Source organism: Aeromonas sp. S16(2024) (assembly GCF_041403065.1).
In the GTDB taxonomy this organism is placed as follows: domain Bacteria; phylum Pseudomonadota; class Gammaproteobacteria; order Enterobacterales; family Aeromonadaceae; genus Aeromonas.
This window is the reverse complement of sequence record NZ_JBGLQX010000061.1, coordinates 1-764: the sequence shown is the minus strand read 5'-3', so window position 1 is coordinate 764 and position 764 is coordinate 1. Positions and strand designations below refer to the sequence as shown.

The following is a 764-nucleotide window of genomic DNA, read 5'->3' as shown; positions in this document are numbered from 1 at the left end:
CCCCGATAACGGGCATACCGATGACCGTGGTGCTGCTTCGCATCCGCAAAACTGCGCTCAACCGTCTCCTGCCGCCCCTTGTAAGTCTGTTTGCCCGGCTCTGTCAGTCGGTTCTGGTCTATCCGTTCCCGCTCTCCCTGCCAGACATGTCGGCTCACCTGTTTGATGCCTGTTTTACTCTTGGTGCATTGCGTCCGCAGCGGGCACTCCCGGCATGTGTCCGGGTCACTGGCGTAGAGCCGATACCCTTCCCCGTTGGTGGTCTGGTAGCGCAGGATTTCGTTTTGCGGGCAGTGATAACAGTCTTGCTGCGCATCATAACGATATTCACGCTTGGCCAGCATGCCCTTCCTTTTTGACGGGCGACAGTAGCCAATCACGCTGTGCACCAGGCCCCGTTCGACCAGCCCGTGGCACAAGGGGGCATTGTTGTAGCCTGCATCCAGTCCCACCGCTTCCACTTTAAAACCAAAGGTCTCGATTTGCCGATCCAGCCGAGAGAGATAGGGAACGCTGTCATGGACATTGCCCGGGGTGATGAAGCTGTCGGTGATGATGGCGTATTTGGCATCGACCGTGCGGTGGTCGAGGTAGAAGAAGCCCTTTGGTTTGCCTTCACGCACCATATAGCCGCTATCAGGGTCGGTGGTGCTCTGCTTGATAAGCCGGGTTTGCCTAGGGAAGGCGGCGGCTTGAGACTTGCCTTGCTCTGGTTGCTCTGGTTGCTCTGGTTGCTCTGGTTGCTCTGGTTGCTCTGGTTGCTC

General features: G+C 57.7%; 1 protein-coding gene. It reads right to left on the bottom strand.

The annotated features are described in order from the left end of the window. Positions 1 to 764: transposase (locus ACB030_RS20310; RefSeq protein ID WP_371162263.1), on the bottom strand; the 764-nt coding region annotated here is incomplete at both ends.